The sequence below is a fragment of the Phocaeicola acetigenes genome, assembly GCF_027529745.1.
Lineage (GTDB): Bacteria > Bacteroidota > Bacteroidia > Bacteroidales > Bacteroidaceae > Phocaeicola > Phocaeicola acetigenes.
The window spans coordinates 376440-390713 of the sequence record NZ_JAPZVM010000001.1; the positions used below are offsets into that span (position 1 = coordinate 376440).

General features: G+C 41.7%; 11 protein-coding genes. 8 read left to right on the forward strand and 3 right to left on the reverse strand.

The annotated features are described in order from the left end of the window. Positions 1 to 209 precede the first annotated feature (209 nt). Positions 210 to 1244 carry a diacylglycerol/lipid kinase family protein gene (locus tag O6P32_RS01665; protein WP_269876443.1) on the forward strand — a complete coding sequence of 345 codons (1035 nt, stop codon included), beginning with the start codon at positions 210 to 212 and terminating at the stop codon, positions 1242 to 1244. A 32-nt stretch (positions 1245 to 1276) separates the two neighbouring features. On the opposite strand, the gene O6P32_RS01670 is transcribed toward O6P32_RS01665, so the two are convergent. Beyond that, positions 1277 to 1987: a tRNA1(Val) (adenine(37)-N6)-methyltransferase gene (locus O6P32_RS01670; protein WP_269876444.1), complete on the reverse strand. Its 711-nt coding sequence runs from the start codon at positions 1985 to 1987 to the stop codon at positions 1277 to 1279. A gap of 177 nt (positions 1988 to 2164) precedes the next feature. On the opposite strand from O6P32_RS01670, the gene lon reads away from it, so the two are divergent. The 4 genes from lon to O6P32_RS01690 all read left to right on the forward strand — a co-directional run bounded on the left by lon (position 2165) and on the right by O6P32_RS01690 (position 8127). Next, entirely contained in the window at positions 2165 to 4642 is a 2478-nt protein-coding gene (gene lon / locus O6P32_RS01675; protein WP_405370667.1) for an endopeptidase La, read from the forward strand. Further along, a complete protein-coding gene (gene tgt, locus O6P32_RS01680) occupies positions 4639 to 5769 on the forward strand; it encodes a tRNA guanosine(34) transglycosylase Tgt (RefSeq protein ID WP_269876445.1) in 1131 nt (376 codons plus the stop codon). Before lon ends, tgt begins: the two co-directional genes overlap by 4 nt. 6 nt (positions 5770 to 5775) lie before the next feature. Further along, positions 5776 to 6888, forward strand: coding sequence for an LptF/LptG family permease (locus O6P32_RS01685; protein ID WP_269876446.1), 1113 nt, complete (start codon positions 5776 to 5778; stop codon positions 6886 to 6888). A 153-nt stretch (positions 6889 to 7041) separates the two neighbouring features. After that, a complete protein-coding gene (locus O6P32_RS01690) occupies positions 7042 to 8127 on the forward strand; it encodes a site-specific integrase (protein ID WP_269876447.1) in 1086 nt (361 codons plus the stop codon). A 98-nt stretch (positions 8128 to 8225) separates the two neighbouring features. Here the strand turns inward: O6P32_RS01690 and O6P32_RS01695 are convergent, their stop codons facing one another. Next, positions 8226 to 8720: a TlpA family protein disulfide reductase gene (locus O6P32_RS01695; RefSeq protein ID WP_269876449.1), complete on the reverse strand. Its 495-nt coding sequence runs from the start codon at positions 8718 to 8720 to the stop codon at positions 8226 to 8228. Between the two features lie 432 nt (positions 8721 to 9152). Between O6P32_RS01695 and serB the strand changes: the two genes are divergently transcribed. Both serB and O6P32_RS01705 read left to right on the forward strand, forming a co-directional pair. Beyond that, a complete protein-coding gene (gene serB / locus O6P32_RS01700; RefSeq protein WP_269876450.1) occupies positions 9153 to 10379 on the forward strand; it encodes a phosphoserine phosphatase SerB in 1227 nt (408 codons plus the stop codon). Between the two features lie 30 nt (positions 10380 to 10409). Continuing rightward, complete coding sequence (locus O6P32_RS01705) at positions 10410 to 11663, forward strand: DEAD/DEAH box helicase (protein ID WP_269876451.1); 1254 nt, start codon at positions 10410 to 10412, stop codon at positions 11661 to 11663. 772 nt (positions 11664 to 12435) lie between these two features. Here the strand turns inward: O6P32_RS01705 and O6P32_RS01710 are convergent. Beyond that, entirely contained in the window at positions 12436 to 13014 is a 579-nt protein-coding gene (locus O6P32_RS01710; protein WP_269876452.1) for a hypothetical protein, read from the reverse strand. Positions 13015 to 13453: 439 nt separating this feature from the next. Between O6P32_RS01710 and O6P32_RS01715 the strand changes: the two genes are divergently transcribed. Beyond that, positions 13454 to 14251, forward strand: coding sequence for an arginase family protein (locus tag O6P32_RS01715; protein WP_269876453.1), 798 nt, complete (start codon positions 13454 to 13456; stop codon positions 14249 to 14251). Positions 14252 to 14274 lie beyond the last annotated feature (23 nt).

A 14274-nucleotide genomic window follows, 5' to 3' on the forward strand; every position in this document is an offset into this window, starting at 1 on the left:
AAATGTAGAGTAAGTTTACTCAACTTACATTATTTATTATAAATGCCGTTTTTTTAAAAGAACGCGCAAAGATACAAAAAATCGGAAAGTAAAACATTCATCTGATTAAAAAAAACAATCAAACTATCATTTCTCCAAAAAAACGGATGAATTATAAACAAAATAATCGTAATTTTGTCTTATCTAAAAGCCCTAACGGACTCATAAATATGGATGCAAAGAAAAAAATAACATTTATAGTCAACCCCATATCCGGAACTCACGGAAAACAAGCCATTTTGGACTTGATAGAGAAAAAATTAGACTTAACAAAATACGAATATACTATTTGTAGAACCGAATATGCCGGCCATGCTTCCGAAATAGCCAGAAAAGCCAGTGAAGAAGGCTGCGATATAGTAGTAGCAATTGGAGGAGATGGCACGATAAATGAAATCGGGCGTTCATTGGTACATACAAACACAGCATTAGGGATTATTCCATGCGGCTCAGGCAATGGTCTGGCCCGTCATTTACACATACCTATGGATGCAAAAGGAGCTATCGACACACTCAACAAGGGGTTTCAGACAACCATCGATTATGGAATCATAGACGGTCATCTGTTCTTCTGCACCTGTGGCGTAGGGTTTGATGCATTTGTCAGTTTGAAATTTGCAGATTCGGGAAAAAGAGGACTGCTAACTTATCTGGAAAATACACTTCATGAGAGTCTGACATACCGTCCTGAAACATACGAAATAGAAAATTCCGAGGGAACAGTAAAATACAAAGCGTTTCTCATTGCTTGTGCCAACGCCTCTCAATACGGGAACAATGCATACATTGCTCCACAAGCTTCTCTGACAGACGGGTTAATGAATATTACCATTCTGGAACCGTTTACTGTCTTGGATGTACCGGCCTTGTCATTCCAGTTATTCAATAAAACTATCGACCAGAACAGCCGTATCAAAACCATGACGGATAAAAAAATCATTATCCACAGAAGCAAGGAAGGTGTATTCCACTTTGATGGCGACCCGATGATAGGAGGAAAAGATCTGGAAGTGGAAATCAAGCCCAAAGGACTACATATCATTACCCCAGAAAAGCCTAAGGAGACATTCGACCCTTTTAGCCTCCTGCAAAACCTGACCGATTTTGTAGACAAGCGTCCCCTTACCACCACACTGGCTCACAGACACAAACAACTGGTCAAGCTAAATCAAAATATCTTACGAAGACTGAGCAAGAAGGATTAAAGCGTTCTTGCTCTTTTCTCCTGCCCTGTATTTTACATCGACAAATAAAAGTCACGAGTTAAAGCTATATATTCGGGAGAATACTCATGCCGGGCCAGTTCCACAACCAAATGTTCAGTTTTACATTCCGATGCCGTACGCGAAAAAGCCATAAGAACTCTTTTAGGAACAGCCTCAGGCTTGGTATGCACAAAAGTCTGCCGGCACAGATACAACCGATAGTGAAGTGCATTCGCTATAAAGTCCGGGGCAACCCCCGACGGAAGAATCACCGAAAAGCATCCCTCTTCGGCAAGCAGTCTGTCTACAGCCTGCAACAACTCATCAAACGGCAGGCTATCCATATGCCTGGCAGTATTCCGCTGCTTGTCCGGACAATATACAGCTTCGGTAAAATATGGAGGATTCGATACAATGACATCAAACAAGCCATACTTTTCTCCAGACAAATCACGTACATCTTTATGTTCTACCACAATCCGACTCTTCCACTCGGAACGTTCGATGTTTTCACGAGCCTGCTCTACTGCAGCTTCATCAATATCTACCCCAACAACAGACGCATCCGAACGTTGGGCCAGCATTAAAGCGATCAGCCCCGTGCCCGTACCGATATCCAATATCCGCCGTGCATTCTCTATAGAAGCCCAAGCTCCCAAAAGAACTCCATCTGTACCGACTTTCATGGCACACTTATCATGGTAAACCGTAAACTTTTTAAACTGAAAGAAAGGATTTGGCATATACTTCTCAAATTTTCGCCAAAAATACGCAAAACTTATTTATATAAAACCATAAAACCTTACATTCTTTAATGCAATATAAGGTATTACATTTCCATATTAAAAGCAGAATGATTAACTTTGTAACGTTTTTGCAACCATTTGCAAAGCCATAAAAATAAGAACATAAAAACAGCTATGATAAAAAAGAGAAAAAAAGAACATCTTTTAATGAATACAGAAAACGAGGATATTGCAATGATGGCCGAAATAGAAGATACAGCTCCCGTTGTCGAAGTGAAAGACATCGATCAGGAGTTGCCTATTATGACACTGCGTAATATGGTTGTTTTCCCCACTGTTATAATGCCTGTAGCTATAGGACGCCCGCCTACACTGAAGCTGGTAGATGCAGCTTTAAAGGAAAAGAAACTGATAGTCCTGGCTACACAGAAAGTGAGCGAAGTAGAAGAGCCGGAACTGAAGGATTTATTTCCTGTCGCAGTTATCGGACGCATACTTCGTGTCTTCGAAATACCCGGAGGGAACACCACAGCTATCGTACAAGCTCATGGACCGAAGGTTTATCTTGACAAGATAACTTCTACCCACCCTTATATGAAAGGGAAAGTCACTGTAGCCGAAGATGATATGACTGTAGAAAATACAGACGAATTCAAGGCTTTGATGGATACTTGCCGCGAGCAAAGTATGAAATACATAGAAGTATCCGACCGGATTAGCTCAGACACTTCTGTAGCTATCAAGAATCTGGAAACACCGGAACTTCTGGTGAATTTTATTTCATCTAATTTCCCGTTCCCAATCGACTCCAAATTCGACCTGTTAAGTGCAAACTCTCTGAAGGAGCGATTGTACCGTCTTATTCAGGTATTGAACAGAGAAATACAATTAGCAACTCTTAAACAAAATATCCAGCTTCGTACCCGGGAAGACTTGGATCGCCAGCAGAAAGAATACTTCCTGCAACAGCAGATCCGAAACATCCAAGACGAATTGGGACAAGGCGAAAATGGAGACATCGAAGAGCTGCGCAAGAAAAGTCAGGAAAAGAAATGGAAGAAGGAAGTTGCAAAGACATTCGAGAAAGAATTGGCTAAGTTGGAGCGAATCAACTCCCAATCACCCGATTATAATGTACAGTTGACTTACCTGCAGACTCTTCTGGCTCTTCCATGGGATACCTATACTACCGATGTGATTAACATCAACAATGCTAAAAAAGTATTGGACAAAGATCATTACGGACTGGAGAAAGTAAAAGAACGTATTCTTGAGCATCTGGCGGTACTGAAGCTGAAAGGTGATTTGAAATCGCCGATTATCTGTCTGTATGGTCCTCCGGGAGTGGGAAAAACTTCTTTAGGACGTTCTATTGCTGCAGCGCTTAAACGTAAATATGTACGTATGTCATTGGGCGGTGTACACGATGAATCGGAAATCCGCGGACATCGTAAAACATACATCGGCGCCATGCCCGGACGTATTATCAAGAGCCTGATAAAAGCTGAGACATCCAATCCGGTCATTATCCTCGATGAAATAGATAAGTTGGGCAGCGACCACCGGGGCGATCCGTCATCGGCAATGCTGGAAGTACTCGATCCGGAACAGAACAATACATTCCACGACAATTACATCGATATGGACTATGATTTGTCGAAAGTAATGTTCATCGCAACAGCCAACAATCTGGGTACTATCCCGACTCCTCTGCTCGACCGTATGGAGCTGATTGAGGTAAGCGGTTACATTACGGAAGAAAAGATTGAGATAGCACGTCGCCATCTGATACCGAAAGAATTGGAAGCCAACGGACTGAAAAAAGAGAACATCAAGTTCAACAAGGCTGCCATCGAGTATATCGTAGAGTATCATACACGTGAAAGCGGTGTACGCGAACTGGAAAAGAAAATCAGCAAGGTACTGCGTAAGATTGCGTTGGAAACAGCCAGTCAGGATGAGGTTCCCAACTACGATCTGAAGCCGGCAGACATCAAGAAATTCCTAGGGGCACCGGAATACTCCCGCGACAAATACCAGGGCAACGAATATGCCGGAGTAGTAACCGGACTGGCATGGACTGCTGTAGGAGGAGAAATCCTGTTTGTAGAAACAAGCTTGAGCAAAGGAAAGGGTGGACGTCTGACACTGACCGGTAATCTGGGCGATGTAATGAAAGAATCTGCCATGTTGGCATTGGAGTATCTGAAATCGCATACCCATCTGCTGGATTTGCCCGAAGGTATCTTCGACAACTGGAACATCCACATCCACGTACCGGAAGGAGCTATTCCAAAAGACGGACCTTCTGCAGGTATCACCATGGTAACCTCGCTTGCTTCAGCCTTGACTCAACGTAAAGTGAAAGCAAACCTTGCCATGACAGGAGAAATCACTTTGAGAGGAAAAGTACTTCCTGTAGGCGGTATCAAAGAAAAGATACTGGCAGCCAAACGAGCAGGTATCAAGGATATTATTCTTTGTGAAGAGAACCGTAAAAACATTGAGGAAATACAGCCTATCTACCTGAAGGGACTGACTTTCCACTATGTAAAAGATATTAAAGAAGTATTGGAACTGGCTCTGACAAACGAAAAGGTCGCTGATCCAATCGATTTTACCATAACGGAAGAAGAGAAGAAAACAACATGAAATTCGAATTGCAATATAAAGATGCCCGGTCGAATGCACGTGCCGGGCTTATCACCACAGCTCACGGGCAGATTGAAACTCCCATTTTCATGCCAGTAGGTACACTGGGCACGGTAAAAGGTGTTCACCTGCACGAGTTGAAAAACGATATCAAGGCGCAAATCATTTTAGGTAATACCTATCATTTGTACCTTCGTCCGGGATTGGACATCATCGAAGGAGCTGGTGGATTACATAAGTTCAATGGTTTCGACCGTCCCATGCTGACCGACAGTGGTGGCTTCCAGGTATTCTCTCTTTCCGGCATTCGCAAGATGAAGGAAGAAGGAGTAGAGTTCCGTTCTCACATAGACGGATCGAAACATCTTTTCACTCCAGAGCGTGTCATGGATATCGAACGTACGATTGGTGCCGACATCATGATGGCTTTCGACGAGTGTGCTCCGGGAACTTCAGACTACGAGTATGCCAAGAAATCCATGGAATTGACTCACCGCTGGCTAGATCGTTGTATCACCCGCTTCAATGAAACAGAGCCCAAATACGGATACGAGCAATCACTCTTCCCCATTGTGCAAGGCTGTGTATACCCTGACCTGCGCCGCCGTTCTGCCGAATACATCGCATCAAAAAATGCAGATGGAAATGCCATTGGAGGTCTGGCAGTAGGAGAACCAACGGAAAAGATGTATGAAATGATTGAAGTGGTAAACGAAATTCTTCCGACCGACAAACCTCGTTACCTGATGGGGGTAGGAACACCGGTCAACATTCTGGAGGGTATTGAACGAGGGGTTGACATGTTCGACTGCGTAATGCCTACCCGAAACGGACGAAACGGAATGCTATTTACCAAAGACGGTATCATGAACATGCGCAACAAAAAATGGGAGAACGATTATTCACCCATCGAAGCCGACGGTGCCTCTTACGTAGATACGATGTACAGCCGTGCCTATCTGCGCCATCTGTTCCATGCACAAGAATTGCTGGCCATGCAGATTGCCTCCATCCATAATCTGGCATTCTACCTCTGGTTAGTGGGTGAAGCCCGTAAGCACATTATTGCAGGTGATTTCTCTACATGGAAGCCGGCAATGGTAAAACGTTTATCAACGCGATTATAAAAAGTCATGAATAAAAACTTTTTCAAACAGACAAAGTGGCTGAAAAGACTTGACCGATACATCATTGTCAAGTTCCTTGGAACTTATTTCTTTGCTATCGCATTGATTATCTCTATTGCAGTAGTATTCGATATCAATGAAAACATCGACCACTTTATCAATAATAAGGCACCACTCAAGGCTATCGTCTTCGACTATTACCTGAACTTCATACCTTATTATACCAACCTTTTCAGTCCGTTGTTTGTTTTCATTGCCGTAATATTCTTTACCTCCAAACTGGCGGAGAATTCTGAGATTATAGCCATGTTCTCTACGGGCATGAGTTTTAAACGGCTGATGCGCCCTTATATGATTTCGGCCGCCATCATCTCTCTTGTAACCTACGGGCTGAGTACGGAAGTTATTCCTACAGGAAGTGTCACCCGCCTGAAGTTCGAACAGGTATACAAGAAAAAGAAAAAGGTAGATTATGTACGCAATGTACAATTGGAAGTAGATTCAGGCGTAATAGCCTATATGGAACGGTATGAGGATTACAATAAAACCGGATATCGTTTCTCGTTGGACAAGTTCGAAAACCACAAGTTGGTATCCCATCTCACGGCACGGCGTGTGACTTACGATACGACCAGTGTGCACAAATGGATCATAAAAGACTATATGATTCGTGAGATGAAAGGTATGCGCGAATACATCACGAAAGGAGATGTGATAGATTCCGTCATCAAAATGGAACCGCAAGACTTCCTTATCACACGCGGACAGCAGGAAACAATGACCAGTTCCGAACTGAGTGACTACATAGCCAAACAGAGACAGAGAGGTTTTGCCAACATCAAGGTATTCGAGGTAGAATATCACAAACGAATAGCGATGTCATTTGCCGCATTTATCCTGACAACAATCGGTCTTTCACTATCTTCACGCAAAATGAAAGGTGGCATGGGACTCCATTTGGGTATCGGTATTGCACTAAGCTTCTCTTACATTTTGTTCCAGACTGTATCGTCTACATTTGCCATCAATGGAAACCTCCCGGCAGGCATTGCAGTATGGATACCTAATATTCTCTATTTGTTTATTGCAATCTACCTCTATCGGAAAGCACCGAAATAAAGACTTTCTCTACAAGAAGAAGAGAAAATCTTTCCGAAAACATCAGAATACACCCTAAAAGCAGTACTTACTTTTAGGGTGTATTTTGTTTTTCTCCGAAGAAAACTGTGACTGACCTATATTATTAGGTTTCATCCCTTAATAATATATATTATGAACAGTATCAACATTCGTTTTGAAGTATCATTCGGAACAGGTTCCGAATACGATGCAGAAGCCTTGCAAAAAATTCAGCAAGAGTTAGCCACTACAGTAAAGAGACTACAGGCGCAGTACACAAAAAACAATTCCTCCCGAACCTCCCCACCTCCGAAACAGCAGACAGACTTTTTCCAGTTCGCCCGTGCCGAAACGGAAAATATGACAAAAGCATCGAGGTTCAATACTGCAAGAAACTACCGAACGGCTATCGCCCGATTACATCAGTATGTATCATTTTCTCCTCTCCCTTTCCACTCCATCACTCCTTTGTTTATCGATAATTTCGAAAAATATCTCCAGAATCAAGGTTGCAACCTGAATACAATATCGTGTTACCTGCGTACTCTGCGCGCCATCTACAACAAAGCAGTAGAATTGGAACTTACTCCGCAACAATCTCCTTTTATCCGTGCCTTTACCGGATACGAAAACACTAGAAAAAGAGGAATTCCCAAACTTCTGATACGTAAACTTATCAGTCTGGACTGCAGTAAACGTCCCACCCTGCAACTGGCCAAGGACCTTTTCCTATTCAGCATCTATGTACGCGGAATATCCTTTGTCGATATTGCTTTTCTGAAGAAATCACACATTTACGGCAACTATCTTACTTATTACAGGCGTAAAACCCATCAGCAAATCACTGTAAAGCTGGAACCTCCCAGTCTTGAAATTCTAAATCGTTACGCCGACACTTCTCAAGCCGGGTATTTATTTCCTATTTTAAGAGACACATCCCCCGCAGACAATTACAGAGAATACCGTTACCAGTTGGGAGTCTACAACAAACGGCTCAACAAGCTCAGCAAACTCCTGGGCGACCAATATCATCTTTCATCTTATGTATCCCGCCATACATGGGCCTCACTGGCCAAAGAGCAAGGAATCTCCGTATCCATTATCAGTGAAAGTTTGGGACACACTTCAGAAAAAACCACACGTATTTACATGAAAGCGCTGGAAAAGCAAAAGTTAGACCAAGCCAACCAAAAGCTCATCAACCGTATGCTTGTTACCAGAAAGAGCCTGAACAAATAAGCTAAAAAATGAAAAAGTTGCTTTGTACAAGTTTCCTTGTGACAAAGCAACTTTTGCTTTTTGTTGTATTCAATTTTATTCAATGTTAACTCTTCCCATCAATTCAGATAAGAAGACAATTCCTCTGCATCCAGATTCTTGGCAATAATCACTCCGTTACTATCCAACAGATAATTGCCGAAACCATTTTCCAGACCGTACGCCTGAAAAGCTTTGGAATTAGCGCCTTCTGTTTCTACATAACTTTCCGGCAACTGAATTCCATCTTGTTTGACAGCCTGCCGATATACCGACGCATAATGGTCGAAAGAAACAGAAATCATCTTTATGCGGTCATAATCCCGCACCTCTTTGCTTAATGCTGCGTTTTTTACTCGGGAAGTCGCATCATAACTTGCCCAAAAGCTCAACAAAGTATACTTACCGTCACCGGCACGCAGGTCGAGCGACTGCGTCTGATTGCAGAGCACCAACTCCGGAGCTTTCTCTCCTACAGTCAAAGTCTCTGCCGAAACTCTTTCTTCTTCAAATGAAAAAGAAATGAAAGAACTGAATATCAATACAACAAAAAACCATTTTACACTTTTAATCATGTAATTTGATTTTAGTTAATACTATCCGAGTCTGTCCCTTCACAGTGATTTCTACTCGGAACATCATCTTATAGATATTGGTCGCCCAATACCCCTTTCATTTTGAAATCCGGTGCAAAAATAAGCGTTTTTCATCATTCATCCTACAAAAACAAATAAAACTTTATGTTTTTGAGCATATTTTCACAAAAAAGAGATTATTTTCTACCTTTATCCATCCCTACACCTGCACGATTAACCCATGACGGAATTCGGCAAATCTTCTCCATTCTATTCTCTCATTTTTCCTCTCTGTAAATAAATTTTCTCCTCTAAAATCACCATAATATGGCTTCCATATGCTTCCAAGGGGATAATTGATACCTTTTTATGTGCCCGAATCCAATAAAATCGTTACATTTGCAATATAATAATTATGGAATAAGGCAAACTATGAATACCGAACTAATATTAATCCGAATCAGCGGCTTGGACCGTCCGGGACTGACAGCGTCCATTACAGAAATCCTGTCGACATACGATGTGGACATCATGGACATCGGACAGGCCGATATTCACAGTACCCTCTCATTGGGTATCCTGTTTAAATGCTACGAAAAAGATTCGGGTAATATTATGAAAGAATTGCTTTTCAAAGCTTCTGCCTTAGGTATCAATATCCGCTTCTACCCCATTACACGAGAAGAATATGAGGAATGGGTAAGCATGCAGGGAAAGAACCGTTACATCCTGACTCTGCTTGGAAGAAAACTGACTGCCCAGCAAATAGCGGGCGCCACACAGATTCTGGCCGAACAGGGTTTGAACATTGATGCCATACGCCGTCTGACAGGACGTATGCCCCTGGATGAGAAGAAAGCACGCATACGTGCCTGCATCGAATTCTCTGTGAGAGGAACTCCCAAAGACCGTGATGTGCTTCAGAGCCGTCTGATGGAACTCAGTACCACACTGGGAATGGATTTCTCTTTCCAGCAAGATAACATGTACCGCCGCATGCGCCGTCTGATTTGTTTCGATATGGATTCTACCTTGATAGAAACGGAAGTAATAGACGAACTGGCCAAACGTGCGGGAGTAGGCGAACAGGTACAAGCCATCACCGAACGGGCCATGAGAGGGGAAATAGACTTCATCGAAAGTTTCAAGGAACGGGTGGCTCTGCTGAAAGGACTCGACGAAAGCGTAATGCGTGACATTGCCGAGCATCTGCCCATCACCGAAGGCGTAGAACGCCTGATGTACGTACTAAAGCGATATGGATACAAAATAGCCATTCTTTCCGGAGGTTTTACTTACTTTGGAAACTATCTGAAAGAGAGATTCGGCATCGACTATGTATACGCGAACAACCTGGAAATTGTAGATGGAAAACTGACCGGACGCCACATAGGCGACATTGTGGATGGAAAACGAAAAGCGGAACTGCTGCAACTCTTAGCTCAGGTAGAAAATGTAGACATCGCACAAACCATTGCAGTAGGCGATGGTGCTAACGACCTGCCTATGCTCTCCGTAGCCGGACTTGGTATTGCCTTCCATGCCAAACCCAAAGTAAAAGCCAATGCCCGCCAGTCTATCAATACAATTGGTCTTGACGGTGTATTGTACTTCCTGGGATTCAAAGATTCATATTTGGACGAACGCGGCAAACTATAGTCAACGATAATAAAAACGGATTTTTACTATATGAAATTTTCTGAACTGAACTTAGAGGAAAGTGTTCTGCAGGCATTGGATGCCATGAATTTCAAAGAATGCACTCCTATACAAGAACATACTATTCCGGTCATTCTCGAAGGAAAAGACCTTATCGGTGTAGCACAAACCGGTACCGGAAAAACGGCTGCCTACCTGCTACCCGTCATCAATCAGTTGAGCAAAGGCGGATATCCCGAGGACTCCATCAACTGCATCATCATGTCGCCTACCCGCGAACTGGCACAACAGATAGACCAGCAGATGGAAGGTTTCTCCTACTTCATGCCAATCTCAAGTGTGGCCATTTACGGAGGAAACGACGGAGTACGATTTGAGCAGGAGAAAAAAGGGCTTACACTGGGAGCAGACGTAGTAATCGCCACTCCAGGCCGACTCATCAGCCACATCAGTCTGGGATACGTAGACCTGTCGAAGGTATCATTCTTCATCCTCGATGAGGCCGACCGTATGCTCGATATGGGATTTGCCGACGATATTATGCAGATAGTAAAACATCTTCCCAAAGAACGGCAAACCATCATGTTTTCGGCTACCATGCCTACCAAGATACAACAGTTGGCCAAAACCATTCTGAACAATCCGGAAGAGGTCAAACTGGCAGTATCCAAGCCCGCCGATAGAATTATACAGACAGCCTATATTTGTTATGAGACTCAGAAATTAGGCATTATCGAATCACTATTCTCCGAGCAACAGCCCGAACGTGTCATCATCTTTGCCTCTTCCAAACAGAAGGTAAAAGAAGTTACCAAATCACTGAAACGCATGAAGCTGAATGTTGGCGAAATGCACTCCGACCTGGATCAGAGCCAACGCGAAGAAATCATGCACGAATTCCGTAACAGCAGAATCAATATTCTTATCGCTACCGACATCGTTGCCAGAGGAATTGACATTGACGACATCCGTCTGGTTATCAACTACGACGTACCTCACGACAGCGAAGATTATGTACACCGCATCGGACGTACTGCCCGTGCCAACAACGACGGATGTGCCATTACTTTTGTAAGCGAAACGGAGCAGACCCGCTTCAAGCAAATAGAAAACTTCTTGGGAAAAGATATTTACAAAATCCCCGTACCGGACGAATTGGGTGAAGCTCCACTCTATGCACCTCGGGTAGCCAGAAAAAACAATTCTCAGAAAGGCTCAAACAACAAAAAAGGATACCGTCGCAACAACGGTAAATTTGCCAAGAAAAGAGTAAACAAATCGTAAGTACATAAAGCTCTATCGTTTATATACAGCACTGCCGGTTCTCCCTACCCCACGTAGAAAGAGAACCGGCAGTATTCATTTTGTAAGCAGAAATACATAAATAGAATCATAATTTCCATTTTACCCGTTTTCCGCTAACGCGTATTTTGATTTTTATCTTCATTCAAGAGGCTTCAAATCTCCTTTTTTCAGTCTGAAAGTACAAGTATTTCTGCTATACAACAGGTTTTTATACCTTATAACGCATCGTTTTTCTACCCATAAAACCTCTTTACGATACTAGTATCATCGGCTTACGCGACTTGTATCGTTCACTTCCGTTACTATTCACGTAAGCCAACACTACCAATTGCGTATTTTCAACCGACATTTTACATACTAAAACAGTTTTTCCCGCAGTTTTTCGCACACTTTTTCAACTATCAAAAAGACACATTTACACATATTACAACAATATTAATGAAAGTATTTCTTATAAACTAACTACACAACACGCCGTTACCCACCCATTATCCTTTAATATTGCATTTTTCACATCCTTAAAAAATCGCATTTTCACAGGCAATCCTACACTCCAGTACAAATAAGGCCGTTTTTTGATACTCTGCATTGACACTTTGTCATACAATCTAAAAGGAATAGAAAAATTTCTTCCATTGTCAAAAAGACAAAAATATTTTCTACAAAACAGATGACGGTAAGCTCAGATTTTCTTCATTTATCACCTCTATATCTAGCTTTAGGAACCTCCTCTATCCCAGAACACAATAACTCATAGTGCTAAATCTCCCCAAAATGGAATCTGTTTAGGCTTGCTCCTTTGAAAAGAAGAACGATACGGTGCAATCTTAAACTCACGGCACAGATATGTCAGCAAATCATTGCCGTAACAGATAATATCTGTTTGATAAACAGAATATACGGGATTTCCCGCTTCACTTGGGAAAGCCGGAAGATAACGATGACCATAGACGGGTATAAGACGAGGCCATTTTTTGGCCAAAGAACGCACCGTCAACACACGCTGCCCCAAAGAGTCTGATTTCTGTCCCCATTCTTCAAGCCAAAAATTATTATTCTCTACATCGAACATAATGCCTTCAATAGGCCAATCCATCATCGATTGCACTCCTACTCCCGACCGCCAGTCTGGAAACCGCTCCGACACAGGTAATGCTGTTTGTAAAAGAAGTTTTAAATCTGGTGGAAACACAAACTTAAATGTACGCTCTATATTCTGCACTTCTTCGTCCGACAATCCCGCATCAAACCCCACTCCTCTGGTCTGTAGACATTCTATCATACGTTCTGCATCTTGTTGCATCATACCCCATCGTCCGTTATCCAACATAAGCTTATTCAGTTACATTCTTCTTCGGTAAAGATAGAAAATTAATTCAGACAGATAGCAAATCAAAGAGGCATAGTAAAAACTTTGTAATTAATTTACTACAACAGTTAAGCAAATCTTTCACAATCTATTGTAAAGCTATTCGCACACAGCAGTTGTGTTTGCTATTATAATATTTTATCACAACCCCTAACTTTCAAAAAACCCAGCAGAAATAAAAAAACAATATACAAACTCTACATCCTGTTCAAAATGACACTTTGACAACATCAATGTTTATACAGAGTTAAAATTAAGAGGCAGATATATAATACTGGTTAAACGTATTTCTGTTTTCTACTCGAACATTAAATAAGGTACATTGTTTGCAATTCGTATTTTACAGTTATAAAACTGACAAATACAAAATCAATATATCTTATTTTATAAACCTATTAATATGCCAATAAAAACTGACACAAAAAATGGATTAATTTCAAATGATGTAGTGATAATGAACTTCTCCGGTGTCTATGACATGGAAGGCTTTCCACATAATAAACAGTACCACTGGCTGGATTGCAGACACCTATCAGGAACAGACTGCTACTGTGATGATGAAGGCAAAAACGCTCTAATAAAAATGATCAAAAGGTGTCCTATAACTGGTGTTCATTTCATTGATTCCGGTAATTATCACTATGTGACTAAATTATGGACAGACCGAATCGAAGAACCATTTGTTCTTGTAGTATTTGATCATCATCCGGATATGCAACCTTCTCTATTCGAACATATTCTTTCATGTGGAAGTTGGGTAAAAGATATTCTTGACAGCAATGTAAATTGTAAGAAAGTTATCATTGTAGGGGCTTCTGAGCAGCTCGTACAATCAGTATCACCTGAATATAAAGATAGAGTTCACTTCTATAGTGACAATGATCTGAATAAAGAAAAAAACTGGAAAAGATTTGCAGAAGAGCTTATATCCGACCCCGTATACATTTCTATTGATAAAGATGTACTTTCACCAGAATATGCAATTACCAACTGGGATCAAGGTTCTATGAGTCTGGAAGAACTGGAAAAGTTATTATATATCATTCTTCAGAACCATCCTGTATTAGGGATAGACATTTGTGGTGAATTTATACCTAAATCCGATATCGCAGAAGATAATAAAGATGCAAGAATTGACGGTAAAATCAATAAAATTATTTTACAATTAATAGAAGCAAAGACTGATAGTGGAGAATAATTACATTACAAGTAAAAAATTAG

What these genes read in the sequence shown, in the direction of transcription:
- lon (WP_405370667.1), top strand. Translation starts at nt 2,165, where the DNA reads ATGATAAAAAAGAGAAAAAAAGAACATCTTTTAATGAATACAGAAAAC.
- O6P32_RS01695 (WP_269876449.1), bottom strand. Translation starts at nt 8,720, where the DNA reads ATGATTAAAAGTGTAAAATGGTTTTTTGTTGTATTGATATTCAGTTCT.
- O6P32_RS01685 (WP_269876446.1), top strand. Translation starts at nt 5,776, where the DNA reads ATGAATAAAAACTTTTTCAAACAGACAAAGTGGCTGAAAAGACTTGAC.
- O6P32_RS01670 (WP_269876444.1), bottom strand. Translation starts at nt 1,987, where the DNA reads ATGCCAAATCCTTTCTTTCAGTTTAAAAAGTTTACGGTTTACCATGAT.
- tgt (WP_269876445.1), top strand. Translation starts at nt 4,639, where the DNA reads ATGAAATTCGAATTGCAATATAAAGATGCCCGGTCGAATGCACGTGCC.
- O6P32_RS01690 (WP_269876447.1), top strand. Translation starts at nt 7,042, where the DNA reads ATGAACAGTATCAACATTCGTTTTGAAGTATCATTCGGAACAGGTTCC.
- O6P32_RS01710 (WP_269876452.1), bottom strand. Translation starts at nt 13,014, where the DNA reads ATGTTGGATAACGGACGATGGGGTATGATGCAACAAGATGCAGAACGT.
- O6P32_RS01665 (WP_269876443.1), top strand. Translation starts at nt 210, where the DNA reads ATGGATGCAAAGAAAAAAATAACATTTATAGTCAACCCCATATCCGGA.
- O6P32_RS01715 (WP_269876453.1), top strand. Translation starts at nt 13,454, where the DNA reads ATGCCAATAAAAACTGACACAAAAAATGGATTAATTTCAAATGATGTA.
- O6P32_RS01705 (WP_269876451.1), top strand. Translation starts at nt 10,410, where the DNA reads ATGAAATTTTCTGAACTGAACTTAGAGGAAAGTGTTCTGCAGGCATTG.
- serB (WP_269876450.1), top strand. Translation starts at nt 9,153, where the DNA reads ATGAATACCGAACTAATATTAATCCGAATCAGCGGCTTGGACCGTCCG.